This is a genomic window from Streptomyces kronopolitis, assembly GCF_050953795.1.
GTDB classification, from domain to species: domain Bacteria; phylum Actinomycetota; class Actinomycetes; order Streptomycetales; family Streptomycetaceae; genus Streptomyces; species Streptomyces kronopolitis_A.
Map to the genome: position 1 here is coordinate 7,191,775 of NZ_CP191850.1, position 24,632 is coordinate 7,216,406.

At 71.2% G+C, this 24,632-nt stretch carries 26 protein-coding genes and 1 pseudogene; 11 read left to right on the forward strand and 16 right to left on the reverse strand.

Annotated features, from left to right (window positions below; all coding sequences use genetic code 11):
* Positions 1-253 precede the first annotated feature (253 nt).
* A complete protein-coding gene (locus ACQP17_RS31745; RefSeq protein ID WP_433859381.1) occupies positions 254-907 on the reverse strand; it encodes a transglycosylase SLT domain-containing protein in 654 nt (217 codons plus the stop codon).
* A 724-nt stretch (positions 908-1,631) separates the two neighbouring features.
* Between ACQP17_RS31745 and ACQP17_RS31750 the strand changes: the two genes are divergently transcribed.
* Positions 1,632-1,817, forward strand: a complete 186-nt coding sequence (locus tag ACQP17_RS31750) for a hypothetical protein (RefSeq protein WP_433859382.1) — start codon at positions 1,632-1,634, stop codon at positions 1,815-1,817.
* Between the two features lie 144 nt (positions 1,818-1,961).
* On the opposite strand, the gene ACQP17_RS31755 is transcribed toward ACQP17_RS31750, so the two are convergent.
* The 7 genes from ACQP17_RS31755 to ACQP17_RS31785 all read right to left on the reverse strand — a co-directional run bounded on the left by ACQP17_RS31755 (position 1,962) and on the right by ACQP17_RS31785 (position 7,535).
* Positions 1,962-2,678, reverse strand: coding sequence for a transglycosylase SLT domain-containing protein (locus ACQP17_RS31755; RefSeq protein WP_433859383.1), 717 nt, complete (start codon positions 2,676-2,678; stop codon positions 1,962-1,964).
* A gap of 466 nt (positions 2,679-3,144) precedes the next feature.
* Positions 3,145-3,990 (reverse strand): SRPBCC family protein, encoded by an 846-nt coding sequence (locus ACQP17_RS31760; protein WP_433859384.1) that lies wholly within the window; start codon positions 3,988-3,990, stop codon positions 3,145-3,147.
* Positions 3,987-4,304, reverse strand: a complete 318-nt coding sequence (locus ACQP17_RS31765; protein ID WP_433859385.1) for an ArsR/SmtB family transcription factor — start codon at positions 4,302-4,304, stop codon at positions 3,987-3,989. The genes ACQP17_RS31760 and ACQP17_RS31765 overlap by 4 nt, the downstream gene beginning before the upstream one ends.
* Before the next feature lie 58 nt (positions 4,305-4,362).
* On the reverse strand, positions 4,363-5,262 hold the full coding sequence (locus tag ACQP17_RS31770) for an alpha/beta fold hydrolase (protein WP_433859386.1): 900 nt from the start codon (positions 5,260-5,262) through the stop codon (positions 4,363-4,365).
* Positions 5,263-5,335: 73 nt separating this feature from the next.
* The gene (locus tag ACQP17_RS31775) at positions 5,336-6,574 is read right to left on the reverse strand and encodes a beta-ketoacyl-[acyl-carrier-protein] synthase family protein (RefSeq protein WP_433859387.1); all 1,239 of its coding nucleotides are present in this window, start codon (positions 6,572-6,574) and stop codon (positions 5,336-5,338) included.
* Entirely contained in the window at positions 6,571-6,777 is a 207-nt protein-coding gene (locus tag ACQP17_RS31780; protein WP_433860061.1) for an acyl carrier protein, read from the reverse strand. The genes ACQP17_RS31775 and ACQP17_RS31780 overlap by 4 nt, the downstream gene beginning before the upstream one ends.
* A 296-nt stretch (positions 6,778-7,073) precedes the next feature.
* Positions 7,074-7,535, reverse strand: coding sequence for a MarR family winged helix-turn-helix transcriptional regulator (locus ACQP17_RS31785; protein ID WP_433859388.1), 462 nt, complete (start codon positions 7,533-7,535; stop codon positions 7,074-7,076).
* A gap of 126 nt (positions 7,536-7,661) precedes the next feature.
* Here ACQP17_RS31785 and ACQP17_RS31790 point away from each other — a divergent pair, with 126 nt between their 5' ends.
* Positions 7,662-8,072, forward strand: coding sequence for an organic hydroperoxide resistance protein (locus ACQP17_RS31790; protein ID WP_433859389.1), 411 nt, complete (start codon positions 7,662-7,664; stop codon positions 8,070-8,072).
* A gap of 101 nt (positions 8,073-8,173) precedes the next feature.
* Here ACQP17_RS31790 and ACQP17_RS31795 read toward each other — a convergent pair whose 3' ends face one another.
* Together ACQP17_RS31795 and ACQP17_RS31800 are read right to left on the reverse strand one after the other, a co-directional pair.
* Positions 8,174-9,883, reverse strand: coding sequence for an amidohydrolase (locus ACQP17_RS31795; RefSeq protein ID WP_433859390.1), 1,710 nt, complete (start codon positions 9,881-9,883; stop codon positions 8,174-8,176).
* 58 nt (positions 9,884-9,941) lie between these two features.
* Positions 9,942-11,474 carry an APC family permease gene (locus ACQP17_RS31800; RefSeq protein ID WP_433859391.1) on the reverse strand — a complete coding sequence of 511 codons (1,533 nt, stop codon included), beginning with the start codon at positions 11,472-11,474 and terminating at the stop codon, positions 9,942-9,944.
* Positions 11,475-11,757: 283 nt separating this feature from the next.
* Here ACQP17_RS31800 and ACQP17_RS31805 point away from each other — a divergent pair, with 283 nt between their 5' ends.
* The 5 genes and pseudogenes from ACQP17_RS31805 to ACQP17_RS31825 form a co-directional block, all read left to right on the forward strand.
* Entirely contained in the window at positions 11,758-12,510 is a 753-nt protein-coding gene (locus ACQP17_RS31805) for a helix-turn-helix domain-containing protein (protein WP_433859392.1), read from the forward strand.
* A 127-nt stretch (positions 12,511-12,637) separates the two neighbouring features.
* Positions 12,638-13,957 (forward strand): PP2C family protein-serine/threonine phosphatase, encoded by a 1,320-nt coding sequence (locus ACQP17_RS31810; RefSeq protein ID WP_433859393.1) that lies wholly within the window; start codon positions 12,638-12,640, stop codon positions 13,955-13,957.
* Between the two features lie 230 nt (positions 13,958-14,187).
* A complete protein-coding gene (locus ACQP17_RS31815) occupies positions 14,188-14,424 on the forward strand; it encodes a DUF6400 family protein (protein ID WP_433859394.1) in 237 nt (78 codons plus the stop codon).
* Between the two features lie 2 nt (positions 14,425-14,426).
* A complete protein-coding gene (locus ACQP17_RS31820; protein WP_042158133.1) occupies positions 14,427-14,657 on the forward strand; it encodes a hypothetical protein in 231 nt (76 codons plus the stop codon).
* Positions 14,658-14,737: 80 nt separating this feature from the next.
* Positions 14,738-15,552: pseudogene (locus ACQP17_RS31825) on the forward strand (IS5 family transposase); the annotation flags it as partial.
* 16 nt (positions 15,553-15,568) lie between these two features.
* Here ACQP17_RS31825 and ACQP17_RS31830 read toward each other — a convergent pair.
* Both ACQP17_RS31830 and ACQP17_RS31835 read right to left on the reverse strand, forming a co-directional pair.
* Positions 15,569-15,937: a hypothetical protein gene (locus ACQP17_RS31830; RefSeq protein ID WP_433860090.1), complete on the reverse strand. Its 369-nt coding sequence runs from the start codon at positions 15,935-15,937 to the stop codon at positions 15,569-15,571.
* Positions 15,938-16,006: 69 nt separating this feature from the next.
* The gene (locus ACQP17_RS31835) at positions 16,007-16,906 is read right to left on the reverse strand and encodes a S41 family peptidase (protein ID WP_433859395.1); all 900 of its coding nucleotides are present in this window, start codon (positions 16,904-16,906) and stop codon (positions 16,007-16,009) included.
* Between the two features lie 134 nt (positions 16,907-17,040).
* Between ACQP17_RS31835 and ACQP17_RS31840 the strand changes: the two genes are divergently transcribed.
* A complete protein-coding gene (locus ACQP17_RS31840; RefSeq protein WP_433859396.1) occupies positions 17,041-17,907 on the forward strand; it encodes an SCO6745 family protein in 867 nt (288 codons plus the stop codon).
* 8 nt (positions 17,908-17,915) lie between these two features.
* Here ACQP17_RS31840 and ACQP17_RS31845 read toward each other — a convergent pair whose 3' ends face one another.
* Positions 17,916-18,785, reverse strand: coding sequence for a hypothetical protein (locus ACQP17_RS31845; protein ID WP_433859397.1), 870 nt, complete (start codon positions 18,783-18,785; stop codon positions 17,916-17,918).
* Positions 18,786-19,028: 243 nt separating this feature from the next.
* Between ACQP17_RS31845 and ACQP17_RS31850 the strand changes: the two genes are divergently transcribed.
* The 3 genes from ACQP17_RS31850 to ACQP17_RS31860 all read left to right on the forward strand — a co-directional run bounded on the left by ACQP17_RS31850 (position 19,029) and on the right by ACQP17_RS31860 (position 21,851).
* Complete coding sequence (locus ACQP17_RS31850) at positions 19,029-19,886, forward strand: hypothetical protein (protein ID WP_433859398.1); 858 nt, start codon at positions 19,029-19,031, stop codon at positions 19,884-19,886.
* A gap of 123 nt (positions 19,887-20,009) precedes the next feature.
* Complete coding sequence (locus ACQP17_RS31855; protein ID WP_433859399.1) at positions 20,010-20,960, forward strand: SDR family oxidoreductase; 951 nt, start codon at positions 20,010-20,012, stop codon at positions 20,958-20,960.
* Between the two features lie 174 nt (positions 20,961-21,134).
* Entirely contained in the window at positions 21,135-21,851 is a 717-nt protein-coding gene (locus tag ACQP17_RS31860) for a hypothetical protein (RefSeq protein ID WP_433859400.1), read from the forward strand.
* A 217-nt stretch (positions 21,852-22,068) separates the two neighbouring features.
* Here ACQP17_RS31860 and ACQP17_RS31865 read toward each other — a convergent pair whose 3' ends face one another.
* The 3 genes from ACQP17_RS31865 to ACQP17_RS31875 form a co-directional block, all read right to left on the reverse strand.
* A complete protein-coding gene (locus tag ACQP17_RS31865; protein ID WP_433859401.1) occupies positions 22,069-22,527 on the reverse strand; it encodes a hypothetical protein in 459 nt (152 codons plus the stop codon).
* Between the two features lie 275 nt (positions 22,528-22,802).
* Positions 22,803-23,675 (reverse strand): undecaprenyl-diphosphate phosphatase, encoded by an 873-nt coding sequence (locus ACQP17_RS31870; protein WP_433859402.1) that lies wholly within the window; start codon positions 23,673-23,675, stop codon positions 22,803-22,805.
* A 197-nt stretch (positions 23,676-23,872) separates the two neighbouring features.
* Positions 23,873-24,574 (reverse strand): TVP38/TMEM64 family protein, encoded by a 702-nt coding sequence (locus ACQP17_RS31875; RefSeq protein ID WP_433859403.1) that lies wholly within the window; start codon positions 24,572-24,574, stop codon positions 23,873-23,875.
* Positions 24,575-24,632 lie beyond the last annotated feature (58 nt).

The window sequence follows — 24,632 nt, forward strand, 5'->3', positions numbered from 1 at the left end:
CCCCGCATCTCACCCGTCTGGCGGCCGCCGGGGGCCACCCCGGGCCCGGTTCGCGCACCTGTCCGGACAGAGCGAAGCGGGCCCCGGCTGTGCCGGGACCCGCTTCACCGCGCAGCGGCGAACGCGCCATTCCGCCGCTTCGCAAGCTGCTGTGTGCAGAGCCTGTCGGCTCGTTGTGGGTCCGTCATTCCCGTTGCCTCATCCGGCAGGGCCGGTCCGGGCGGGTGGGTGACGGCGCGTCGGCTCGCTCGGCTCAGTACGCCGAGTCGACGTTGTCGATCGAGCCGTAACGGTCGGCCGCGTAGTTGGCCGCGGCGGTGATGTTGGCGACCGGGTCGGTGAGCTTGTCGGCGGTTCCGGCCACGTGGTACTGGTCGAACGTGGGCTGGATCACCTGGAGCAGACCCTTGGACGGTATGCCGTTGACGGCGTTGACGTCCCAGCCGTTCACGGCGTTCGGGTTGCCGCTGGACTCCCGCATGATGTTGCGGTGCAGGCCCTCGTAGGAGCCGGGGATGCCCTTGGCCTTCATGATGTCCAGGGACTGGCGGATCCAGCCGTCCAGGTTGTTCGGGTAGTCCTTGACGGCCTTGCGCTCGGTGGAGCGGTTGGCTGCCTGCTGGGCGCTGTGCTGCTTCGCGACGGCGGTGACCTTGACGCGGTCGGCGACCGAGGCGGTCACCGGGCGGCCGGTCTTCGCGTCGTCGGCCTTCGCCGGCTGACCCTTCGCATCGACGGGCTTGACCGCGGCCGGAGCGTGTTCAGAAGCGGCCTGAGCGGTGTCCGGGGCCGAGGTGAGGGCCAGGCCGGAGGTGGCACCCGCGGCGGCCAGAACGGCCACGGCGACCTTGTGGGTGCGGGTGATGCGGGTGATACGGGCAGCGCGGGGCAGGGTGAAGCTGGGCATGCAGAGTGACCTCTTCCAGGTACTGGGGACGGGGAGGCGGCCTTCTTTGGCGGCGCGAGACGAACCGGAGGTCTTTGCTGCGTCCGCCGTGCGGCGTGAATCGCAAACTCGCTCTCAGCGCGTCGGAATCCATGGTTAACGCCCGTCCCGAATTGAGGCAATGGTGCTCTGTACTACTCAACTTCGTGAGAGAAATCCGTATCTCCGAAGTGATGGACGTGTGCGGCTCCGTTGACCCGGAATGGCCGCAGAATATCGACTAGGCGGGCTCGTAAGTGACGTACGTCGCGTGCCTCGGGTCACCCGGAAGCGGCCGTAAAGCCCGTTGCGGACAGGGCTATAAGTTGCCTGGCTCACACCGGAATTAGCTTTCGTCGGGGCCGATTTACCCGTCGGCGGCAGCCTATTTATCCGGAGGGCGGCCGGGCGTGGCGTATCGGGACGCCTCAAATGCGGTGACAGGCGCCGCGTCCGGGCCCGTCAGGGCGGCGTTTGTGCCCTGATTCACGCGCGCCGCACGTCCGGCCCACGGCGCCGATGGCCCGGGCACCCGGTGCGCGGGGGTGGCGGCGTTCGCTCGGCCGTTGGTGAGCGCCCGCTACGGCGATACGGCGGTGGTGCTGGGCCGTTCGCAGCAGCGCACGGGGCTGTCGCATGACTCGGGCCCCTCGGCTCCCGGAGGGTGGCATCGCACACCGTCCACACTCAGCGTAGGGAAGTGCTCATGCTCCGTCGTCTTGCCGTCGTGCTCACCGGTCTTCTCGTCACGGGCTTCCTCGCCGCCGGCCCCGCCGTCGCGTCGTCGGACGACGGGCACCGTCTCACCGCCAAGGAACGCGCGGGACTTCGGGTGGCCGGTGAGGTGTTGGACGCCCTCTTCGGCGGCCCGGCGGAACCGGACCGCTACTGACGCGGTGGTCACGCACCACGGCAACGGCAGTGGCCCCACCCGCGAATTGCGGGCAGGGCCAATGCCGTTGCCGATTCCGGTGCCGCCGGTGCGGCACCCGAAGTCAGTCCGTTCCGACCGTCCGCACGGTCGTGTCTCCCCGGCTCAGTAGGCCGAGTTGACGTTGTCGATCGAGCCGTAGCGGTGCGCCGCGTAGTTGGCGGCGGCGGTGATGTTGGCGACCGGGTCGGTGAGCTTATGGGGCGTACCCGAGACGTGGTACGTGTTGAAGGTGGGCTGGATCACCTGGAGCAGGCCCTTGGACGGGATGCCGTTGATGGCATTGATGTCCCAGTTGTTGACGGCGTTCGGGTTGCCGCTGGACTCCCGCATGATGTTGCGGTGCAGGCCCTCGTACGAGCCCGGTATTCGCTTGGCCTTCATGATGTCGAGCGACTCACGGATCCAGCCGTCGAGGTTGTCGGCGTAGCGCTTGGGGGCGGCCTTCGGCGCGGCCTTGGGGGCGGCGGCCTTCGGCGCAGCGATGATCTTGCGATCGGCCGACCGGTCGGCGGCCTGCTGGGCCGTGTGGCCCTGCTTCGCGACGGCGGTGACCTTGAGGCCGGCGCTCAGCGACGAGGCGACCTGGCGGTCCTTCGCGCCGTCGTCGGCCCGGTCCTTCGCGGTGAGCGGCAGACCGTTGGCGCTGACCGGCTTGACCCCGGCCGGCGCCTGCGCGGCGGTGGTCTCGGCGTTGCCGGGCGCCGCGGTGAGCGCCAGGGCGGCGGCACAGCTCGCGGACGCCACCACTGCCGCGGAGATCTTGTGGGTGCGGGTGATGCGGGTCGTACGGAGGGCGCGGGGCAGAGTGAAACCAGGCATGCGGATAGGACCTCTTCCAGGGCTGGGTGGCGGGGGGAGACGGCCTTCGGTTGGCGCGTGAGAACCGAGGGTCATGGCCGCGTTTCGCCGTTCTGGCTGAGGCCGCAGGCTCGTTCTCGGTGCTGTGCGGAACATGCTTAACGCGAGCCCTGGATGGTGGCAAAGGTGCCTTGTACTACCTATCTTCGTGAGATAGGGCGAGATGTCCGTTGTAAAGATGGCGCTCTGCGGTAATGCCGGGAAACGCGTCGACTAGCCGTGCTCGTACGTGACGTACGTCGCGTGCCGTGCATCACCCGGCGCGGGCTCCGAAGCCCTCTCCGGAGCCCCGCGGAGTTGTGTGGCTCACACGGGGGAGAAGGTATTTCCGCGGGGGAGTCGGTGGTGCCGCAGCCGCCTGTTGCGCGCGCCCCCTGCGGAATCCACAGGGGGCGCGAAGAGGCGGGGCGGGGGGAAGGGGGAAAGGTCAGTCGCTCAGCAGCCGGGCCGCGAGGTGCTCGATCCGGTCGTGCCAGGCGTCCAGCGCGGCGGCGGTGTCGAAACCGCGCGGGCCGGTCTGGGTGAGGACGAGGCGGGCGCCGTGACCGGTGCCCGCGCCCAGCTCCCAGCGGACGGTGCCCTGCGGATGCCAGCGGTAGGCGAGCGCCGACGGGGCGTGCACCTCGGTGACGGGCCCGGCCGCCTCCCCGGCGGTGAAGCCCTCCGGAGCGGGCGCGTCCACCGCGGGCTCCGTGCCCGCGGCCAGCGCGGCCCAGACGGCCTCGGCGGGCCGGACGAGCTGGCGCTCGAAGCGGATCCGCGGGCCGTGTGCGGTGTCCTCGACCAGGCCGTGCCCGAGATCGAACTGCTCGACATAGGCCTCGTGGAGTTCGCCGGCGTCGCGCTCCACGGCGGGCGGGGCGCCGTCGAGCAGCTGCGAGAGCGCGGTGAGGCACAGGTGCCAGCCGGACGCGAAGCTGGCGCCGCCGAAGCGGTCGCCGAAGGTGTGCACCAAGGTCAGCAGCGAGCCGTCGCCGTCGGGGGCGATCTCCCAGCGCAGATGGTCCGCGCCCCAGGTGAAGGCGAACAGCCGGGGCTCCTCGGCGTCGGTGACCGTCCCGGTCATGGCGACCCCGCTGACGCCCGGCATGGTGAAGGTCACCGCCCCGCCGGGCCGCAGTTCCACGGTGACCTCGGCGGGGAACCACTGGCCGAGGTGCGCCGGGTCGGTGATCGCCGACCAGACCTTCGCGGGCGGGTGGGCGAGGCGGCGCTCCATGCGCAGGGCGGTGCGGCCGTCGGAGGTGGTGAGGGTGTCGGAGTGCGGGTTCATCGGGGGTCGTCCTCCATGGCGTCGAGATGCCGTTCCAGCGCGTCCAGGCTCCCGGTCCACAGATGGCGGTAGTGGGCGAGCCAGGCGTCCAGCTCCGCCAGGGGCTCGGGCCGCAGCTCGTACCAGCGGCGCTGGGCGTCCTGCCGGACCCGGACCAGCCCGGCCTCGCGCAGCACCCGCAGGTGTTTGGAAGTGCCTGGCTGGCTCAGTCCGAGCTGCTCCGTGAGCTCACCGACCAGACGCGGCCGCTCCAGGAGCAGATCGAGGATCTCGCGCCGGCGCGGTTCGGCGAGTACGTCGAACGGTAGGGGCATGACACCAGCATGCCTGCCTGGCTATATAACCGCAAGAGAATGCACCGGGAGTGGCGGCTCAGACGCACGCCGGATCGGCCGGCGAGGGCTCCCTGCCCGCGGCCGGTGCGAGAGCGGGCGCCGAGCTGAGCGGGCCGTCGGTGAAGAACCGGGCCGCCAAGTCCGCGACGTCCTGCGGACGTTCGAGCACCACCCAGTGGTCGGCGTCCGGAATCATCAGGAAGCGGCTGCCCGGGATGGTGGCCGCGAACGCCCGCTGGCGGGCGGGCGAGGTCACCGTGTCGTGCTCACCGCTGAAGACGAGGGTGGGGATCCCGGTCAGTCCGCCGGAGAAGTCCGGACGGTCCTGGAGTCCGCGGCTGAGCGCGGCGGCGGCGTCCCCTGAGTGGCGGGCCGCATGCAGTATCGAGCGCCGGACGTAGCGGTAGGCCAGCTTGCGGTGGGTGACGTGCCGGCCGGCGTCCAGGCACATCAGCCCCTCGGTGACCAGGGTGGCGAAGGTCTCGTCGTCGCCGCGCAGCAGATGATCGGCGGCCCGCTGCCACAGCTCCCGCTGCGCCTCGCTGATGTGCGCAGGTACCCCGCCGAGGGCGAGCCGTGCGATGCGTCCGGGGAAGCGCCGGGCGCACCCGAAGGCCACGCCCGCGCCGTAGGAGAAGCCGAAGAGATTGATCCGGGGGACGTCCAGGTCGTCGATGATCCGCTCGATCGCCGCGCACACCACGTCGATGCTCGGCCCCGCAGGCAGCGGATCGGCACTGCCCATGCCGGGCAGGTCGGCGGTCACCACATCCGCCACCGGCCCCAGGTGATCCTCCATCTGCGGCCAGCCGAACATCCCCTGGAGCGCGCCCCCCAGCACCAGTACGGGCTCGGTGGTCCACTGCGGCTGCCGCAGCCGCCGGTAGGAGTAGGACAGCCCGCCCACCGACAGGGCACGGATCGTTTCCTCGGACATGGCGGTTTCCTTCTCGGGGCACCGGCGGGGACGTGCCCGCCGGCCAGGCGTGCGGAGTGGTCCAGGGGGCGGGCTAGCGGGTCAGCACCAGCGCGGCGTTGTGTCCGCCGAAGCCGAGCGACGTCTTGACCGCGCAGTCGAAGGACGCCGGGCGGGCCTCCTTGCGCACGATGTCGATCGGGATCCGCGGATCGGGCACCTGGAGGTTGGCGGTCGGCGGCACCAGCTGCTGTTCCAGGGCGAGCACGGTCAGCGCCGCCTCGATGCCGCCGGCGGCGCCCAGCGCGTGCCCGGTCATCGCCTTGGTGGAGGTGACCAGGGGGTGATCGCCGAGCACCCGCCGCAGCACGGTGGCCTCGATCCGGTCGTTGACCACCGTCGAGGTGCCGTGCGCATTGACGTGGCCGACGTCGCCGGGCTGCACCCCCGCGTCCGCCAGCGCGGTCCGCAGGGCCCGCTCGATGCCGTTGCCCTCGGGGTCCGGGGCCACCGCTGAGTGGGCGTCGCTGGAGGCGCCGTAGCCGCGCAGCCGCGCGCGGACCGGTGCCCGGCGCGCCTGGGCGTGCTCTGGGCGCTCCAGCACCAGGAGCCCGGCGCCCTCGCCGACCACGAAGCCGTCCCGGTCGGCGTCGAAGGGGCGGCAGGCCGTGGCCGGGTCGTCCCGGCGGGTGGAGACCGCCTTCATCTGGCAGGCGCTGGCGATCAGCAGCCGGGACAGCACCGATTCCGCACCGCCGGCGATGGCGATGTCGCAGACCCCGGCGCGCAGCAGCTGGTGCGCGGTGCCCAGGGCGACGGTGCCCGACGAGCAGGCCGTCGCCACGCCCAGGCTGGGGCCGTGCGCGCCGAGATCGGTGCAGACACTGCTGGCGGCGCTGTTGACGACGGTCAGCGGGGCGAGCTTGGGCGAGACCCGCCGGGCGCCGCGTCCGGACATCGCCACGTGCTGCTGGTCGTAGAAGGGCAGCCCGCCGTGCGCGGAGCCGATCACCACCGCGACCCGGTCGCTGTCCCAGGACTCCGGGTCGAGCCCGGCGTCCGCGACGGCCTCCCGGGCGGCGATGACCGCCAGCTGTGAGAAGCGGTCCATCAGCCGCTGGGTCGCGACGCCGAGCAGTCCGAGGGTGTCCAGATCGGGGACGGTGTACATGAAGTCGCAGGGCAGATCGGCGAGTTCCTCGTGCCGCGCCACTCCGGAGGGGACCGTGTCCTGGGTGACGGAATGCCAGGTGGCCTTCGCGCCGACGCCCGCGGCGGTGACCAGTCCCAGTCCAGTGACGGCCGCGGCGAACGGCTCCTGGCGGCCCGTCATGCCGGGACGGTGTCGTCGACGGCCGCGACCAGCTGGCCCACGGTGTTCCGCGGGGTCAGCGACACCGCGTCCAGGTCGATGTCCAGCCGTTCCTCGATGAGCACGCGGAGCTCTTCCAGTGCCAGGGAGTCCAGCCGCAGGCTGCGCAGGGCGGTCCCGTCGGTGATGTCGCCCGAGGAGACCCCGAACCGTTGGACCAGCATGGTGGTGACAACTTCTGCCGCATTCACGTGGCGCTCCTCCTTGCCGTAGGCGATGCTGCCGACCGCGTCGTGGGCGGAATCTCACCGGCGGCTCCGGCTGGTTTGACCACCCTTTATACGCCTTTGCCCTGATGACTCCCCAACTTTGGTAGCTCAATGGGGTGATGGGTACGCCAGGGTGGACAGGGCATGCGTGCCCCGCCTTGCGGACGCCGCGGAAAGCACCTACGTACGTAACGCCGCGGACCCGTGAGAGGTACGGGCCGCGGGGGCGCGGACTCGGGGGAGCGGTGGGGTCAAGCCTCGTCGAGGGCGCTGGTGACCCGCCCCAACAGGCCCTGGAGGGTGCGCAGTTCCTCGATCGTCAGGCCGGTCGCGGCCAGGATCCGGAGCGGGACCGGCAGGGCCCGGGCGCGCAGCTCGTCGCCGGCGGGGGTGAGCCGCACGGTGACCGAGCGCTCGTCCTCGCTGCTCCGTTCGCGCCGTACCAGGCCGGCGCTCTCCAGTCGCTTGAGAAGCGGGGAGAGGGTGCCGGAGTCCAGCCGCAGCCGCTCGCCGATGGTCTTGACCGGCTGGGGCCCGTGCTCCCACAGGACCAGCATGGCCAGGTACTGCGGATAGGTCAGGCCCAGGTCCTTCAGGGCGTCCCGGTAGACGCCGCCGAAGGCGCGCGAGGCGGCGTGCAGGGAGAAGCAGACCTGGTGGTCGAGGCGGAGCAGTTCGGCGTCGGGCACCGGGGGCCTGGTCGTGGGCGTCATGGGTCCAGGTTAGCCCGCCCAGTTATTTAATTGTGCACAACTTAGTTGCGTGCAATTTAAATGTGTGCGACTGTGGTGCTCATCGGACGGCCGGGAAACGGCCGCCGCGCCACGAAGGGAACCGTCATGGACGCGCTGTACACCGCTGTCGCCACCGCCAACGGCCGCGAGGGACGGGCCGTCAGCTCCGACGGCCGGATCGACCTCGCCCTGGCCATGCCCCCCGAGCTCGGCGGCAACGGTGCGGGCACCAACCCGGAGCAGCTCTTCGCCGCCGGTTACGCGGCTTGCTTCGCCAGCGCGATGAGCAATGTCGGCCGCCAGATGAAGATCGACACCAAGGACGTCTCGGTCACCGCCGAGGTCTCGATCGGCAAGGACGGTACCGGCTTCGGCCTCGGCGTCGTCATGCGCGTCGAGCTGCCGGAGGCGCTGGAGGGCGAGACCGGCCGCAAGCTGGTCGAGGCCACGCACGAGTTCTGCCCGTACTCCAAGGCCACCCGCGGCAACATCGACGTCGAGCTGGTCGTCGAGTAGGCGCGGTCCGACCGGCGGACCGGCCCCCGCGCTCCCGCGGGGGCCGCACCACGGGGCACACGGCGCGGCCGGGGCGTGGGGCGCCGGCCGCGCCGTCCTGCTCAGGCGTCGTCGGCCGCGTACACCCGGCTCCCGCCGACGAAGGTCTGGAGCACCCGGGTCGCGGCGATCTCCTCGTCGGGGCCGTCGAACGGGTCGCGGTCGAGGACGGCCAGGTCGGCCAGCATGCCGGGGCGGATGGTGCCGGTGTCGTCTAGGTGGTTGGCGTAGGCGCTCCCGGCCGTGTACGCGGCCAGCGCGGACCCCAGGTCGATGCGCTGCTCGGGCAGGAAGGCCGGTGCCGCGTCCGGGCCGTCCGGCGTCCGGCGGTTGACCGCGACGTGCAGGGCGGCGATCGGGTCCGGGGAGCTGACCGGCCAGTCGCTGCCCGCCGCGAGGGTGGCGCCCGAGCGCAGCAGGTCTCCGAACGGGTACTGCCAGGCGGCCCGTTGGGCACCCAGGAACGGGATGGTCAGCTCGTCCATCTGCGGTTCGTGGGCCGCCCAGAGCGCCTGGATGTTGGCGGTGGCGCCGAGCCGGCGGAAGCGCGGGATGTCCTCGGGGTGGACCACCTGGAGATGGGCGAGGTGCGGCCGGGTGTCGGTCCGGCCGTTGGTCCGCCGGGCCGCCTCGACCGCGTCCAGCGCCTCCCGTACCGCCCGGTCGCCCAGGGCGTGGAAGTGCACCTGGAAGCCCTCCGCGTCCAGCCGCGTGACATAGGTGCACAGGTCCCCGGGGTCGATGAACGAGATGCCGCTGTTGCCGGAGGTGCAGCCGCAGGACGTGAGGTAGGGGCTGAGCATGGCGGCGGTGTGGTTCTCGGCGATGCCGTCCTGCATGATCTTGACGCTGGTCGCCTGGAGCCGGCCGCCCGTCAACTCCTCCCGCCGTGCCAGCAGTTCGGGGATCTGCTCGATGCCGCGGTCCCGCTCCCACCACAGCGCCCCCCGCACCCGCGCGGTGAGCTTGCCCTCGCTGCGGGCGGCCACGTACGCGGGGGTGGCGTCGGGCGAACCCGGGGCGCGGCCCAGCATCGCGTCCTGCCAGGCGGTCACCCCGTAGCCGTGCAGCAACTCCTGCGCCCTGAGCAGCCCCGCGGTCCGCTCGGCCGGCGTCGGCTCCGGCACCAGATCGCCCACCAGCCGCATGGCCCCCTCCTGCAGCATGCCGGTCGGATGGCCGTCGGCGTCCCGCTCGATGCGCCCGTCGGCCGGGTCCGGCGTACCGGCGGTCACCCCGGCGCGTTCCAGCGCGCGGGTGTTGGCCCAGCCGCCGTGGTGATCACGGTTGACGAGGAACACCGGGCGGTCGGGGACGAGTTCGTCGAGGAACTCGCGGGTCGGCATCCCGCCGGGGAACGCCTCCAGGGACCAGCCGCCGCCCGTGATCCACGGAACCTGCGGATGCGCCGCCGCGTACGCGCTGATCAGCTCGCGGTACGCGGGGGCGGTCTCGGCCGCGCTCAGATCGCACAGCGCCAGCTCCAGCCCGCCGCCGACCGGATGGACATGGGCGTCCTGGAAGCCGGGGATCAGCAGCTTGCCGCCCAGATCGACGACCTCCGTGCCCGGCCCGATCAGCTCGCGCACCGCCGCGTCGTGCCCCACGGCGATGATCCGCTCCCCGCGGACCGCCACCGCGCTCGCCCGGGTCCGCGCGGGGTCGACGGTGTGGACGGGGCCGGAGAGGAAGACGAGGTCCGCGTGGTGGTCGCCGGCGGAGGCGGAGGCGGAGGGGGCGGGCTCGGGGTGCACGGTGGTGCGGAGATCCATGAGTGTGTGGCTCCAGTGGTGTCGGTGGGTGGTGCGGTCGGGAGAAGCGGACGGGCGGTCAGCTCTCCGCGGGGCGGGGCAGCGGCTCGCCGGCGTCCCCGTCCATCGGCAGGGTGAGCGCGTCGGCGTCGGTGCCCTGTCCGGTGCGGAAGTACGGTGCGTGGCGCACCCACTTGGCCCAGGCGGCGGTGGCCAGCCCCAGCAGCAGGAACAGCGCGGGGAGCAGCAGCATGAACCAGCCGTTGTCCGGGCTGGCCTCGAAGTGGTCGCTCATGGTCGCGTAGTCCCAGACGAGGTAGCCGCCGAGCCCGAACAGCGTCAGGGCGCTCGCCGCCGGGACGACCACGTCCCGCGCCGCGCGCACCGCGCCGTCCCGCAGGCTGCCGCGGAAGCGCACCGCGCAGGCGAGTGCGGTCAGGCCGTAGTAGAGGGCCACGGTCAGGCCGATGGAGTTGACCGCGGTCAGGATCATGTCGTTGAGCTTGGGGATGCCGACCGCGAGCACGGCCAGCAGCGCCGCCATGGCCATGATCACGAGGGTGCCCACGGCCGGCGAACCGTAGCGCGGATGCAGCCGCTGCCAGACCGGGCCCAGCGTGTGGTCGCGGGCCATCGCCAGCGCGCCCCGGGCGGTGGGGATCACGCTCGACTGGAGCGAGGCGAAGGCGGAGCACATCAGAGCGGCCAGCGGAAGCGAGGCCCAGGGCTCCGGCGCCAGGCTGCTGCCGAGGAAGGTGAGCGCCTGCGGCCCGTTGTGGATGAGTTCGCCGGTGCTCATCACCCGCTGGAACGCGACCGCGCCGATCAGGAACAGCCCCAGCATCGCCACCAGAGCGATCAGCCCGCCGCGGGCCGCGTCGGAGGCGCTGCGGGTCTCCTCGTTGACGCTGAACGCGGCGTCCCAGCCCCAGTAGATGAACACCGCGATCACCATCCCCTGGGCGAGCGCCTGCGGTGAGCCGATGTCGAGGGGGTTGAGCCAGGACAGCGAGAACGGCTGGTCGCCGATGTAGAGCGCGTAGCCGCAGAAGACCACCAGCACCGTGTACTCGAAGATCAGCAGCCACATCTGGAGCCGGGTCGCGGACCGCACGCCGGTGATGGCGGTGATCGTCACGGCGACCAGCGCGACCAGGCCGACGGCGGTGCTGATGCCGGTCGACGAGGGATCCAGCCGCAGGCCCAACAGGCTGTGCAGACCGAGCTTGTTGAGGAACTGGAGCACCACGGAGCCGGTGACCGCCCCGGTGTACGCCATGAAGATCACGTTGCCGATCAGCACCACCCAGCCGGTCAGAAACCCCGGCCAGGGGCCGATGGACCGGCCCACCCAGGTGTAGCCGCTGCCGCAGTTCGGCTCGGTGCGGTTGAGCCGGGCGTACGACAGGGCGATGCCGAGCACGGGCAGGAACGCGAGCAGCAACAGGGCGGGCGTCTGGCGCCCGGCGTACGCGGCCAGCGAGCCCATGCCGATGCCGAGGCTGGTGGTGGCGGCGGTGCTCGACGCGGCGATGGCCACCCCGTCCTTCACCCCCAGCGAGCGGTGCATTCTCGGTGGCCGGCCGGGTTCCTGCTGCACGGGGGAAGGCATGGCACTCACTCCTTGAACGGCTGCCCGGGCCGGATTTTCGCCGGGCCGGGGGAGGTGCGGAAGGGGCGGCAGGGCAGAGCGGCGCGGGCCCGGCCCGGGGTCGGGGCCCGGCCGCGACATGGGAAAGGCGTGCGGAGCGGGGTGCGGCACCGCGGCGGTCCGTGTATGTCCGCCGATGAAACCGCCCGCCCCTCCTTGTGTCAACGGTGTTGACGTAACCTGGTGATTAACTTGCGCGCACAGGGCCCGAGGGGCCGGGGACGGAGCGATACGGAGGTCCGGCGTGACGGAGAGTGAGCGCGTACCGGCCGAGCGCAAACGGCGCCGACCGACCAGCTCAGGGGTGGTGCTGTCGGCCGATCTCATCGTCGACGCGGCCTGCGAACTGATCGACTCCCAGGGCGCGCAGGCCTTCACCGTCCGCAAACTCGGCGCGGCGCTCGGCGCCGACCCCTCCGCCGTCTACCGCTACTTCCGCAACACCGAGGACCTGCTGCTGGCGCTCGCCGACCGGCTCATCGGCGAGTCCATGACCGGCTTCGGACCCAGCGGCGACTGGGCCGCCGATCTGCGCGAACTGGGCCTGCGCGCCTACCGTTCCGCGCTGCGCCATCCGCAGGTCGCCGCCTTCAGCACGGTCCGGGTCACGGGTCGCCCCCATGAGCAGCGCGTGGTCGACACCGGCATCGGCCTGCTGCTCGGGGCCGGCTTCGACGAGGCCACGGCCGTCCGCCACTACCACGTGCTCGTGGACACCGCCCTCGGCCACGCGGCCCTGGACGCCGGTGTGCTGCGGCTGGCCCCCGCCCAGCGCGCCGCGGACGAGCAGGCCTGGCAGGACCGGTACGGCAGCCTGCCCGCCGACGAGTACCCGAGCCTGCACCGCGTGCGGGAGCATCTGCCGCTCATGGCGGCTTCGGCCGTCGAGCGCGCCCTTGATCTGCTCGTCGCGGCGATGCGGCAGGAGGTGGCGGACCGGGAGGCGGCCGAACGGGGGGCGGCCGAGCGGGAGGCGGCGGACCGGGGCGGTAGATAGGGGCCCGCGGCGGAAGGGGCGGAGCGGTCGGGATGAGGCGGCTCCGTTGTGAGGGGGTCCCTCGGAGGCGACCCGGCGGGATGATCCGGGCATTTCACCTCCCTCGGTGCCACCATGAGGCATGCCCTTGCGACGGCTGCCTCGGCTCTGGGGACGACGGGAGCTCAGTCACGTCCTGGTACTGATCCCGATCGGACTCATCGCGGCGGTCTGCACGATCGATGTCCTCTCGCCGCCCGACATCCATCTCGGGCCGCTGCTGGTCGCGGCCCCCACGCTCACCGCGGCCTTCGCCGGGCCCGTGCTGACGGCGGCGATCGGGGCGCTGGCGGTGGTCGCGCAGGTGAGCATCGGGCTCGTGCGCCGGGTGCTGTTCACCGAGAATCTCGAGGCCCAGATCGCCGCGCTGGTCGTCGTCTCCGCGCTGGTCGTGCTCTACACCGTCGTGCGCGACCGCGGCGAGCGGCGGCTCACCAAGAGCCGCTCGGTGGCCGCCGTCGCCCAGCGGGTGCTGCTCAGACCGCTGCCCGCGCGCAGCGGCTTCCTGGAGATCGCGTCCTTGTATCTGCCGGCCGAGGAGGAGGCGGCGATGGGCGGCGATCTCTTCGCCGCGGCCCGCACCACCACCAGCACCCGGCTGATCATCGGCGACGTACGGGGCAAGGGACTGCCCGCCTACAGCCACGCGGCCCTGCTCCTCGGCGCCTTCCGGGCCGCCGCCCACCGCCAGGCCACCCTGCCCAAGCTGGCCATCCACCTCGACGGCGCGGTGCGCTGGGACAGCAGCCAGTGGGTCAACGCACCGAAGGTCGCTTCGGGAGCCGGGTCGGGGGCCCGGTCGGGGGGTTCGGCGGAGGTCGGTGATGCGCGTGGGGTGGATGGTCGGTCCGACACGGGCGGGGGTGCGGAGCCCGGCCCGGGGCCCGCGGCCGGCCCCGAGCCGGCCGCCGGCCCGGATCCGGGCCTCGACACCGACAACGCCCCCGCCCCCGCTCCCGCCCCCGACTCGGACACCGACGAGACCTTCGCGACCGTCTCGCTCCTGGACATCCCCGACCACTGGCCCGTGCTGCGCACCATCACCTGCGGTCATCCGCCCGCGCTGCTGCTGCGCGACGGGTGGGCCCTCACCCTCCGACCGGAGCGGACCGCGCTGCCGATCGGGCTCGGGCGGCTGGCCGGTGAGCCCGACTACGAGGTCGAGACGTTCCCCTTCGAGCCCGGTGACCTGCTACTGCTCTACACGGACGGGGTGACCGAGGCCCGCGACGCCAAGGGGGTGTTCTACCCGCTGGCCGAGCGCGCGGGTGCCTGGAGCGGCTGCAGCCCGGAGCAGGTCCTGCGGCTGCTGCGGGCGGATCTGCTGAAGCACACCGACGGCCGGCTGGGCGACGACGCCGCCGCAGTCGCGGTGCGACGCCTGCCCACCGGACCGCCCGCACCCTGATGAATTCCGTCACACCTCGCATTGATGGACATCTCAGGCGCACAACGGGTAATGCCTCGCCGCGGGCCTCCGTTTTGCCCGCTTCCATGCGCTTTCATGAGTGCACGCTGCGCGACCGGCCGTTCCGTATCCCGGACCTCTCCGGGGCGCTCCCCGCCTGACGCTTCCTCAGTGCCGCCCGGCTTGATAGACACGTCCGAATCATCCGCACGTGGCATGGGACGGGCACCATGATCGACCGCAACACCTCGGACCACCACATAGTCGAGTTCGACCTCACCGCAGACGAGGCCCGGCGGCGTACCGAAGTCGTCGCGGCGCTGGGGGACACCTGGGACCCCCTCGCGGTGCTGGAAGGGGAGGCCGACGCCCACCGCCTCCTCTACTCGAACCTGGACGCGGAGCAGCAGGCCACCTACGACATGCTGGTCTCCGCCGGGGTGCTGCCCGCCTCCGGACAGGCCTGAGCATGCTGCCGCTCGACCCCACCGCCGATATCGGCCGCCGGGCCTGGGTCCCGTGCCCCGGCTGCCAGGACCACCGGGACTGCGGTACCTGCCTCGACGGCCGTACTTGTGCGGACCACTGGCGCTACCTCCTGTCGAACAAGGGCAGCGTCCTGCACCTGCAGTGCCCCAACTGCACCCATCTGTGGGCCTGGCAGTCCGGCTTCGGCGCCGGCGGCCGCACCGACGCCTGACCCGCGACGACCCGCCCCGCGGCCTAGGCCTTGCCCGGCCGATCATGTGACTACGGCTTGTCCGCCTCGTCGATGTGGACATGGGGCGAGGTGATCTGACGGATGCCGGGTGGGAACGGCTGCTGCCGTTCCTGCCGGTCAGTTACGGGCGTTGTGGCCGGTGGAGGGCCCACCGGCAGGTGATCAACGGAATCTTGCACAGAGTGCGGACCGGAACGCAGTGGCGTGACCTCCCCGAGCGGTTCGGGCCGTGGAAGACGGTCTATGAACGACACCGGCTGTGATCGGGCGACGGCACTTGGGAACGTCTGCTCCAGCAGGTCCAGGCGTCTGCCGGCGCGACGGGCGAGATCGACTGGGACACCTCCGTAGACTCCATCGTCGTCCGCGCGCATCAGCATGGGGCCGGCGCCCGCACCGATCCGCCTCCGGTACCGGCGTCAAAGGGGGCCGAAGAGCCTGAGCGCGGACGGCCGCTGCCGCCCGCCGTCCCTTGTCCTCACTTCAGGTCAGCGTGCAAACTCCACCCGGTTCATCGCCATGCTGGAAGGAATTTGTGTCCCCAGACCGGGCCTGGGAAGGCCACGTATGAAGCCGGACAGTATCGCGGCCGACAAGGCCTACAGCAACCGCCCTGTGCGCAAGTACCTGCGGCGGAGGGATCCGCCACACGATCCCAGAGAAGACCGACAGCCAAGCCGCCCGCCTGCGCAAGGGCTCACGCGGCGGACGGCCACCCGGTTTCCATGAGGCCCGCTACAAGAAACGCAACACCGTCGAACGGGCGATCAAGCGTGTGAAACAGTCCCGGGCGGTTGCCGCGCGCTACGACAAACGCGGCTATGTCTTCCTCGGCGCCGCCACTGGTGCCGCCATCGTCATCTGGCTGGCACCTGAATACCGAAGAAGACCTACTCACCTACCAACTCCGCCAGTAGATCGGGGTCACCTACCAGCGGCGCAAGCAGGCTTTCCACATAGCTACGGCGGGTCGCCGGTTCCATGGCTGTGACGGCTTCAGCATGGTCCCGCAGGTGTCGTCGAACCCTGTCCAGGGCCTCCTCGTGCCCTCGCGCGTCCCGCCAAGACTCCCACCTCGCGACCTGTTGGGGTTCAGCCCGCATCAACGCCTCAAGGATCGCGTGCTGTGCGGCCGCGAGATGAGGGCTGCCGAAGAAGACGTCGTCGGGACCGTCGAACTTCCGGTTCATCACCATGCGATGCAGGGCCTTTAGATGCAACAACGAGCTGAAAGTCACCGAGACGGAATCATCTGCCACACCGAGATCATGACGCACCAGGCTCAAGGCAGACGCCGCAGGGCCGATACATGATCGGCCGGACAGATCCTAGCCCAGCCGACGCAGCGCCTCCTTGTACGCCACCTCGAATGCCGTGTCGGCCGGTACGTCGTGGTCCGGCCGCACTCCGACGCCCTCCCAGTTGCTGCCCGTGACGGCGTTGATGGTCCGGGCCGTGGGCACGGCGACCGTGATGTGGTCCGTCACCGCATAACGCTCCGTCGGGTGCGCCCCGCCGCGGGTCGTCTCCCCGATCACCTCCGCGCGGTCGTACGCCTGCAGGGTGTACGCCACGTCCTCCCCGCCGGAGAAGGTGGTCGTGCTGGTGAGGACGTACACCGGACGGTAGAGATAGCGCGGCGCCGGCAGGTGCGACAGGGTCCAGAACTGCCGGGTGGAGTCGGTGGCCCGCTCGTAGAAGTCGTTGAGGTGCACCTGATCGTCGGGGAAGAAGTAGCTGCACCACATCGCGGCGCCCGAGGGGGAGCCGCCCCGGCACTCCCGCAGATCGAGCAGCAGCGCCCGGGTGTGCGCGACCAGCTCCATGGCCGCGCCGATCGCCCGCGCGCCCTCCCCGGCGTCGGCCATCCACCGGATGTCCAGGCAGCCGATGTTGCCGTCGAGCTGCTCGACGCGGCGGATGCCCTGGTTCTCGGCCCGCATCAGCGCGAGGAAGGCCGCCCGGCCTCCGTCCTCCTCCGCGGGCTCGGAGGTCTCGACGGCCCGGGGCTCGTCCTGCCACAGCAGCCGGAGGTGCTTGTCCGGGCAGACCTCCTGGAGGTCGGCGGTCACCGCCGCACAGAACGCGGCACCGCTCAGCGCGTCATACGCTCCCGATGCCAGTCGGGCCCGGATCGCCTGATCGATCTCCACGGCGCGCTGCGGGAAGACATAGCCGGTCACTATGCGGTCCAGTGCGCGGTCGATGATCTCTGTGTGCTGGGGCATTGCTGCTGATCCTCTCTGCGGTGTGGGTGGTCTCTCCCCGCCGCGGCCGCGGCTCGCGGGCCGGACTCGTCGGAGGGGGCCGTACGGGGGTGCACGCGGTGCGCCGGACGTCCGCCGGCGGTAGCGTGCCGGGCATGGAGCTGCACGCACGATCGCTTTGGCTGCTGACCGAGCCGGTGCACGCGGTCTGCTACTTCGACGATCACTGCCGTGCCATGGGCAAGGACCTCGGTCTCAAGGGCTTCTGGATGGGCTACTTCGCGGCCCGCACCGCCCCCATGGGAGCGGTGGAACCCTCCGCGGCCACCGCCGTTCTCGGGGTGTTCGCACCGGGGATGGTCGCCCGGGCGCTGCCCGAGGCCTGGAGCATCGTCGGCCCGGCGCATGTCCTCGACGAACGCGGCAGCCGTGCCGCGCGGGCGCTGCGCGCGATCGACCCCGAACTGGAGCGCCGCGCCACCGAGCTGCTGCCCCCGCTCCAGACGATCGTGGAGGCCGCACCCGCCACCGCCCGCCCGCTGTTCGCCGCGAACCGCGCGCTGTGCGACCACGCGGACCCCGTCGAGCGGCTGTGGCAACTGGTCACCGCCGTCAGGGAGTTCAGAGGAGACGCACATCATGCCGTCCTCGCCGACGAGGGCCTCGACGGATGCGAGGCCGTGGTCCTGGCCGCCGCCTCCGGTCGCGTCCCCGGCGAGGCCATGCGGCAGGACCGCGGCTGGAGCGAGGAGGACTGGGCAGCGGCGGCGGACCGGCTGCGGGCCCGTGACCTCGTGGACGCCCGCGGCGAGGCGACCGGGCACGGCAGGCAGGAACGGGAGCGCATCGAGGCAGCCACCGACCGGCTGGCCGGCCGGCTGCTGCACCCGCTGTCCGCGACGCGGGCCGAGGAGATGCTGCACACGCTGGAGCCCGTGGTCCGCCGCATCCTGGCCGCGGAGGTGCTTCCCTTCCCCAACCCGATCGGTCTGCCGCACCTCGACGCGCCCGTGCCGCACTGAGGCGCCCGTCAGGTGCGCGGCCGTATGCCGCCCTCCTTCAGTTTCTGCTCCAGATCCACCGTGTCCGAGGCCGGCGGCGCCTGGATCGTGACCGGCTTGTTGACGCCGGAGAACCCTATGGTCAGGTCCAGCGGGCCCTGGGCCGCCTGCGCACGCTCCCGGAACTTCACGGTCCGGTCATCGGGTCCGATCCAGAGGTCGAGCCGCAGCTTGCGCACCCCGAGCTGCCCGTACTGCTCGATCGCCTTCTTGCGGCGCGTGGCGTCCATCGCACTCTTGGGGGCCTGCTGCCCGAGCAGATCCGCCACGTCCACCGTGCCGGCGTAGTGCGTCGTCCGCACGCCGTCGACGGTCTCCGCGCCGACCTTCTTGATGTCCTTGGACTGCGGAAGCAACGAGGCCTGGGCCGCCGGGTCCTGGTCGGCCTGCTGCTGCATCCCGCCCAGTCCGTCGGCCCCCTTGCCCTTCATGGCGAACTTGATCCAGTGCTTGCCGTCCATCTCGGCCGCCGTCTCCGAGCTCCCGCCCAGATACACCGAGCCCCCGACGAGCCGCACCGAGAACTCGTGCGCCTTCCCGCCCACGGACGCCTTCATCCGCATGTCGGCGACGCGCGGACGGAGGCTGAACGACACCTTGCCCTCGACGCTTCCCTGCCCCGGGACCTTGCCGGAGAGGCGATACGAGGCGGAGTTGAGCCGGGCGCCCTTGTTGACGGCCTTTTGGACCGCGGCGACCGGCGCGGCGTGGAAGCTCTCCGGCCCCGAGCCGTCCGCGGAGGTCCCCTTCGATGCCGTGCATGCCGCCGTGCCGCACAGCATCGCGCCGGTCAGCAACGCCCCCACGACGCGGAACGAGGAACGGGAAATACGAGTCATGGCCCCCCCATGAACACACGGACATATGGAAATGTGACTGATCGAGACAGTAACGCACGGCACCGACAATCCCCCGTGTGGCCGGACGCGGCAGCGTGGCCTGGGCGTATGGCGTCCGGCGGAGTCGGAGGCGGGCGGAAGCCATGGGGCCGGAGTGATTTTCATCTGGTGGTTCGATGGGTGCTTTGGGGTGTTTTATTTAGCCAGATCGGGACACCAGCGCGCGCGAGGCGTTGAATAAGTATGGATCCGAGAGAGTTGTGGGACCGCAACGCCGTGCTGGCAGAAGCGTTTTGTCTGGGCGACGAGCGGGTGCGTGAGGCGCAGGCCAGGCTCGACGAGGCGCAGGCCGACCGGTCGCGGGTGCTGGCGGCGTTCGCGGTCACGGTGGGCAGCACCGGCGCGGTGGCGGGTCTGTTCGGTTTGAACGAGCGGGAAGTACGCATCGCCCGGCGCACGGTCGGCAAGGACGACGCCCGCGCCGTCGCCGAAGAGCTGCTGGCGGCCACCACTCCCGTCGCGGCCCCGCAGCCCGAGGAGGCCCCGCCGGCCCCCGAGGCGGCTGCCGAATACCCCCACCACCAGAACTCCTCTGCCGGAACCCGTCCCACCGCCCCGGTGCGCGAGAACGTCGCCGGCCCGGGGACGGCTGAACAGAGCTGGTCACCGGCCATGGATGCGGTACTGATCGGCAGTTGGCAGACCGGGGTGGATCTACGCGAACTCGCCGCCGAATTCGGGCTCGATCTCACCCGCCTGGTGACCCGGGCCCAACAGCTCTCCGCCCAGGGGCGGTTCTACCCGGGCCCGGTCGAGACCCACGCCGGACGCCACCGGCGCGGCCCCGGCGATGTCCACGAATCCGAATACTCCATTCCCGCACAGCAGACGGCCGCCTGGAACGCCGCGCCCTCGGCCCACCCCATGGCATCCGGCTGGCACACGGGCACGATGCCGACCGCGGAGTCCGTCCCGGACAACATGGCCGCCCTCGCCTCCGAATGGGACAGCGCCCTCGCCCCGTGGGGCACCCTCACGCCCCCGCACGAGGACCCCGTTTCCGCCCATCAGCCCTGGGCCCAGTACCACCTCAGTTCCTGACCGCCCGCTGAGAGGGCCACACGTACGCACTCCGCCCCGCAGGCCGGTACCGGTCGTCCAGGGGCGAAGGGTCCCCGCCCGGCCTCCCGGAGCGGTGCGAGCAGAGGGGAGCAGGCCGCAGCGATGGCGACGGACGAGGCGAGGGAGGCGGGGGAGGAGGGGGTGCTGGCGGGGAAGGTGGCGCTGGTGGCCGGCGCCACGCGAGGTGCCGGACGCGCCCTCGCGGTGGAACTCGCCCGCGCGGGCGCATGGGTGTACGCCACCGGACGCAGCAGCCGGACCGCCGGCCGGTCGGAGATCGACCGGCCGGAGACGATCGAGGAGACCGGAGAGCTGATCGCCGCGGCCGGAGGTGCCGGAACGGCCCTGCGGGTGGACCACCTCGACAGCGATCAGGTCCGTGACCTCGTCCGGCGCATCGACCGTGACCACGGCCGCCTCGACGTCCTGGTGAATGACATCTTCGGCGGCGATGCCTATGCCCAGTTCGGCACCACGGTCTGGGAGCACGATCTCGCCGGCGGGCTGCGGATGCTGCGCATGGGCATCGACACGCATGCGATCACCAGCCACCATGCATTGCCGCTGCTCATCCGCCGGCCCGGCGGGCTGGTGATCGAGATGACCGACGGCACCCCGGAGTACAACGCCGCCTACCGCCACCACGAGGGCTTCTACTACGACTTGGTGAAGGCCGCCGTGCAGCGGATGACCCTAGCCCTGAGCCATGAACTCGCCACGTACGGTGGCGCGGCCGTGGCCGTCACACCTGGCTGGCTGCGGTCGGAGAAGATGCTCGAGGCCTTCGGCGTGACCGAGGACACCTGGCGGGAGGCGACCGCCCGGGTGCCGCACTTCTGTATCGCCGAGTCCCCCACCTATGTCGCGCGGGCCGTGGTCGCGCTCGCCGCGGATCCGGACGTCGGGCGGTGGAGCGGAACGGGCGTCTCCAGCGGCCAACTGGCCCCGCTCTACGGATTCACCGACACCGACGGCACCCGGCCGGACTGCTGGCGCTATGTCGTCGAGGTCCAGGACCGCGGTCTGACGGCGGACGACACCGGCTACCGCTGACGGCCGCAGGGCCGTCCGTATGCCGGCACACGACGGCGGGATCATGGCACTCCTGCCCCAACTCCCGCCACCACAGCGAAAATACGGGCAGGCAATGTAACCATTTGTGTGGCTCATGAGTCTGATGCGTGAAAGAGCATCACTTCCCAGGACAAATGGAGAGGGAAGATCCTCATGCGCAGGACTCTCGCGGTGGCCGCCGCGATATCGGTGTGCACGCTCACCACGGCGCCCGCAGGGGCGGCGCCGCGCACCACGAAAGGCACCGGGATCACCACCAAGGGCACCGGGTGGAATCTGACCTCCCGGCTCGGTGTCACCAGCCTCAGCCCGTCCCGTTCGTACACGGTCACGTTCGCCACGGCCGCCATGAAGGCCCGCTACACCCCCTATCTGACGGCCGCCGTCGCCCAGGCCAAGGCCGCCGGTGTGAAGCTGGTCCTCGGCGGCGTCGAGACCGTCAACCCCGCGAAGTGCGGGCCCGTGGGCCACGTCCAGATCACCGAGATGTACCGGCCCCTGCAAAAGCCCGGCTACTGCCAGGGGATGCCCTGCCCCCACCCGCCGAAGGGGGTCGGAATCGGGGGCATCGCGGCGATCGACAGCGAGTACTTCGACGGCTCCTACCGGATCGACACCTATGTCGTGCGGAACACCGTCGTCCACGAGATGCTGCACGCGCTCGGCCTCGACCACCCGAATGTCGACCTGGACAAGGACGGCGTCGTGGAGAACTTCGAGTGCGTCACCACGTCCTACGGCAACAAGCCGATCATGTGCGACCCCAACGGCGGGTACCGGACCACCGCCAACGTCGGCAAGCTGACCGGCTTCGACGTCAACGGGCTGAAGGCGCTGCTGGCCAACGCCCTTGCGCAGGGCGTGAAATAGCCGGGCGCCGATGCGATTCCCCTGCTGCACCGCCTCGCCGTCGTCAGCCGGATGAGCCCGTGCGCCTGCGGAGTTGGCGGACTTCGGCGCGCTCTGCACGGCCATGCGCCACGGGATGACCACCCGATGGCCCGCGCTCCCGCCGATTCCGCACCGACGCCCGTAGCCAGGCGCCGGCTGCGGGCTCATCAGCAGCCCGCTGTCTCCACTGAGGGGGTCAGCAGAGTCCGCGCCCGTAGTCGAGCACCTCGGAGATGTCGACCTTCAGTCCGTAGCCCAGCTCTTCGTCGTCAGCCCAGATCGGCTTCACGGACGGGTAGCCGGCGTCTTGTGCGGTGCCGTTCACGCCGTACTCCGTGCCGTCGGCCTCAAAGGTGACCGAGACGCCGTCACGGCACCGGAGCGTGCCGACGTCGACGGTGAACGGCCACTCGTCGAACCGGGCCGCGGTGACGATGGCCTGGTGGGTGTCGGAGGCCGGCGGCAGGGCGAACTCCGTCTCATCACTACTGGGGGCCGGCTGCTCCGGCTGGGCCGCGGTGGGCACGTCGTCGGACGTATCGTCCGGCTGGGGACGGTCGCAGCTCTGTGCGAACGCAAGGAAAAGCACGATCGCGAGAAGCCCGACGGAAACGGCGGTGCCGGTCCCGCTCGTTCCATCCGTCTCGTCTGCCATGTCCGCCCCCTGTGCAGTAGAAGGCGAAACTAGCTCGCCCTGCCCAGCCCGGTGGCCCTCGTTACCGATCCGCGACGCCTGCCCCACGACGAAGGCCCCGGCCTCATGCCGGGGCCGGGGTCGTTCCGGAGCCGGTCACTCGCGTGCGACGGGAAAGGTGGGAGACAACTGGGAGACGATCTTGATGATGGGTCGGAACTGGCCGCTGATATGCGCTGGAATCCGCTGATCAGGGAGCTGGATTCGCCCACGACTGACGCTAACGGCCGTCCTGCTCAGCCCGCGGTCTCCCCTGCGTGCGGCGTCAGCACGCCCGCCGCGACCAGGGCGAACAGGGCTATGCCCAGCAGGATGCGGTAGATCACGAACGGCATGAAGCTCTTGTGGGAGATGAACTTCATGAACCATGCGATCACCGCGTAGCCGACGACGAAGGCGATGATCGTGGCGAAGGCGGTGGGGCCCCAGGCGACATGGCCCTCGCCGGCGTCCTTGAGTTCGAAGACGCCGGAGGCCAGTACGGCGGGGATGGCGAGCAGGAAGGAGTAACGGGCCGCGGATTCACGGGTGTAGCCCATCAGCAGGCCGCCGCTGATCGTCGCGCCGGAGCGGGAGACGCCGGGGACCAGGGCCATGGCCTGGCAGGCGCCGTACAGCAGGCCGTCCTTGACGTTCAGGTCGGTGAGGGTCTTGCGCTGCTTGGCGGCGCGGTGGCGGCCGCCGGTCTCGTCGCGGGCGGCCAGCCGGTCGGCGAAGCCCAGGACGACGCCCATCACGATGAGGGTGGTGGCGATCAGCCGCAGATCCCGGAACGGGCCCTCGACCGCGTCCTTGAGCGTGATGCCCAGCACGCCGATCGGGATCGAGCCGACGATGACCAGCCAGCCCATCTGGGCGTCGTGATCGTGCCGCAGCTCGCGCCGGAAGAGGGAGCGCGCCCAGGTCGAGATGATCCGCCCGATGTCCTTGCGGAAGTAGATGATGACGGCGGCTTCGGTGCCGATCTGGGTGATGGCGGTGAACGCCGCCCCGGGGTCCTGCCAGCCGGCGAACGCCGCGGTCAGCCGGAGATGGGCACTGGACGAGATCGGAAGAAACTCGGTCAACCCTTGGACGAGCCCGAGCACGAATGATTCAAACCAAGTCATGGAAAATACGCTATCCAAGGGTGATCAGGCGCTGACCTGCGCGAGATGTGAAAAAGCGGACACGGGCGGCGGATGTCGATCATCGCCGATCGGGGGCAGCGTAACGTCCGAAGATGTCCGGATGGCCAAGGGGGCCTGGACCCGTCACACCTGCCGGGTGGTACCTCCCGCGGCGGGTGCCACCGGCCTCGCGGCGGTCAGCTGCCGCGCAGCGCCTTGCGTTTGCACCAGGCCACCACCAGCGCCCCCAGCGCGCTGAGGACGACGAAGCCGGTGGCGAGGAGGAACGCCGGCGAGGTGGGCGTCGAGGCACGTGCGCCGGCGAGGGCGTAGGCCGCGGTGTTCGGGATGCTGCCGAGGGCCGTCGCGAGGAGGAAGGGGAACCAGCCCATCCGCGAGACCGCGGCGCAGTAGTTCGTGGCCCAGAACGGCAGGCCGGGGAAGAGCCGGACCGCCAGCATCGAGCGGAAGCCGTGCTCGCTCAGCTGCCGGTCGGCGGCCGTCAGCCAGCGGGCGCGCAACAACGGGCGCAGGGCGTCCTGCCCGAGCAGCCGGCCCAGCCCGAAGGACAGTCCGGCGCTCAGCACCGTGCCGGCGAGCGCGGTGGCCAGCCCGGCCGGACAGCCGAAGAGGGCGCCCGCCGCGAGGTTGAGCACCGGGCGCGGGACGAAGGCGGTGGCGCACGCGCCGTACGCCAGCGCGAAGACCCCCAGGGCGGTCGGGCCGGACAGCTGCGCGGGCCAGCCGCCGGTCAGCAGCTGCTGCGGCCGCCACAACAGCACGACGGTCGCCGCAGCTGCCAGCAGGACGAGCAGCATGCCCAGACGGGTCCACGGGGAGAGCAGCACACGCGTGGCGCGCGCGGCGAGGCCGTCGGGCGCTGCGACGAGTGGAAGCATCCCGGGAGCGTAACCGACCGGGATGAGGAGGAAGGGGCATCCCGTCGCGCGGTCGGCG

What these genes read in the sequence shown, in the direction of transcription:
- ACQP17_RS31745 (WP_433859381.1), bottom strand. Translation starts at nt 907, where the DNA reads ATGCCCAGCTTCACCCTGCCCCGCGCTGCCCGTATCACCCGCATCACC.
- ACQP17_RS31750 (WP_433859382.1), top strand. Translation starts at nt 1,632, where the DNA reads ATGCTCCGTCGTCTTGCCGTCGTGCTCACCGGTCTTCTCGTCACGGGC.
- ACQP17_RS31755 (WP_433859383.1), bottom strand. Translation starts at nt 2,678, where the DNA reads ATGCCTGGTTTCACTCTGCCCCGCGCCCTCCGTACGACCCGCATCACC.
- ACQP17_RS31760 (WP_433859384.1), bottom strand. Translation starts at nt 3,990, where the DNA reads ATGAACCCGCACTCCGACACCCTCACCACCTCCGACGGCCGCACCGCC.
- ACQP17_RS31765 (WP_433859385.1), bottom strand. Translation starts at nt 4,304, where the DNA reads ATGCCCCTACCGTTCGACGTACTCGCCGAACCGCGCCGGCGCGAGATC.
- ACQP17_RS31770 (WP_433859386.1), bottom strand. Translation starts at nt 5,262, where the DNA reads ATGTCCGAGGAAACGATCCGTGCCCTGTCGGTGGGCGGGCTGTCCTAC.
- ACQP17_RS31775 (WP_433859387.1), bottom strand. Translation starts at nt 6,574, where the DNA reads ATGACGGGCCGCCAGGAGCCGTTCGCCGCGGCCGTCACTGGACTGGGA.
- ACQP17_RS31780 (WP_433860061.1), bottom strand. Translation starts at nt 6,777, where the DNA reads ATGCTGGTCCAACGGTTCGGGGTCTCCTCGGGCGACATCACCGACGGG.
- ACQP17_RS31785 (WP_433859388.1), bottom strand. Translation starts at nt 7,535, where the DNA reads ATGACGCCCACGACCAGGCCCCCGGTGCCCGACGCCGAACTGCTCCGC.
- ACQP17_RS31790 (WP_433859389.1), top strand. Translation starts at nt 7,662, where the DNA reads ATGGACGCGCTGTACACCGCTGTCGCCACCGCCAACGGCCGCGAGGGA.
- ACQP17_RS31795 (WP_433859390.1), bottom strand. Translation starts at nt 9,883, where the DNA reads ATGGATCTCCGCACCACCGTGCACCCCGAGCCCGCCCCCTCCGCCTCC.
- ACQP17_RS31800 (WP_433859391.1), bottom strand. Translation starts at nt 11,474, where the DNA reads ATGCCTTCCCCCGTGCAGCAGGAACCCGGCCGGCCACCGAGAATGCAC.
- ACQP17_RS31815 (WP_433859394.1), top strand. Translation starts at nt 14,188, where the DNA reads ATGATCGACCGCAACACCTCGGACCACCACATAGTCGAGTTCGACCTC.
- ACQP17_RS31820 (WP_042158133.1), top strand. Translation starts at nt 14,427, where the DNA reads ATGCTGCCGCTCGACCCCACCGCCGATATCGGCCGCCGGGCCTGGGTC.
- ACQP17_RS31835 (WP_433859395.1), bottom strand. Translation starts at nt 16,906, where the DNA reads ATGCCCCAGCACACAGAGATCATCGACCGCGCACTGGACCGCATAGTG.
- ACQP17_RS31840 (WP_433859396.1), top strand. Translation starts at nt 17,041, where the DNA reads ATGGAGCTGCACGCACGATCGCTTTGGCTGCTGACCGAGCCGGTGCAC.
- ACQP17_RS31845 (WP_433859397.1), bottom strand. Translation starts at nt 18,785, where the DNA reads ATGACTCGTATTTCCCGTTCCTCGTTCCGCGTCGTGGGGGCGTTGCTG.
- ACQP17_RS31850 (WP_433859398.1), top strand. Translation starts at nt 19,029, where the DNA reads ATGGATCCGAGAGAGTTGTGGGACCGCAACGCCGTGCTGGCAGAAGCG.
- ACQP17_RS31855 (WP_433859399.1), top strand. Translation starts at nt 20,010, where the DNA reads ATGGCGACGGACGAGGCGAGGGAGGCGGGGGAGGAGGGGGTGCTGGCG.
- ACQP17_RS31860 (WP_433859400.1), top strand. Translation starts at nt 21,135, where the DNA reads ATGCGCAGGACTCTCGCGGTGGCCGCCGCGATATCGGTGTGCACGCTC.
- ACQP17_RS31865 (WP_433859401.1), bottom strand. Translation starts at nt 22,527, where the DNA reads ATGGCAGACGAGACGGATGGAACGAGCGGGACCGGCACCGCCGTTTCC.
- ACQP17_RS31870 (WP_433859402.1), bottom strand. Translation starts at nt 23,675, where the DNA reads ATGACTTGGTTTGAATCATTCGTGCTCGGGCTCGTCCAAGGGTTGACC.
- ACQP17_RS31875 (WP_433859403.1), bottom strand. Translation starts at nt 24,574, where the DNA reads ATGCTTCCACTCGTCGCAGCGCCCGACGGCCTCGCCGCGCGCGCCACG.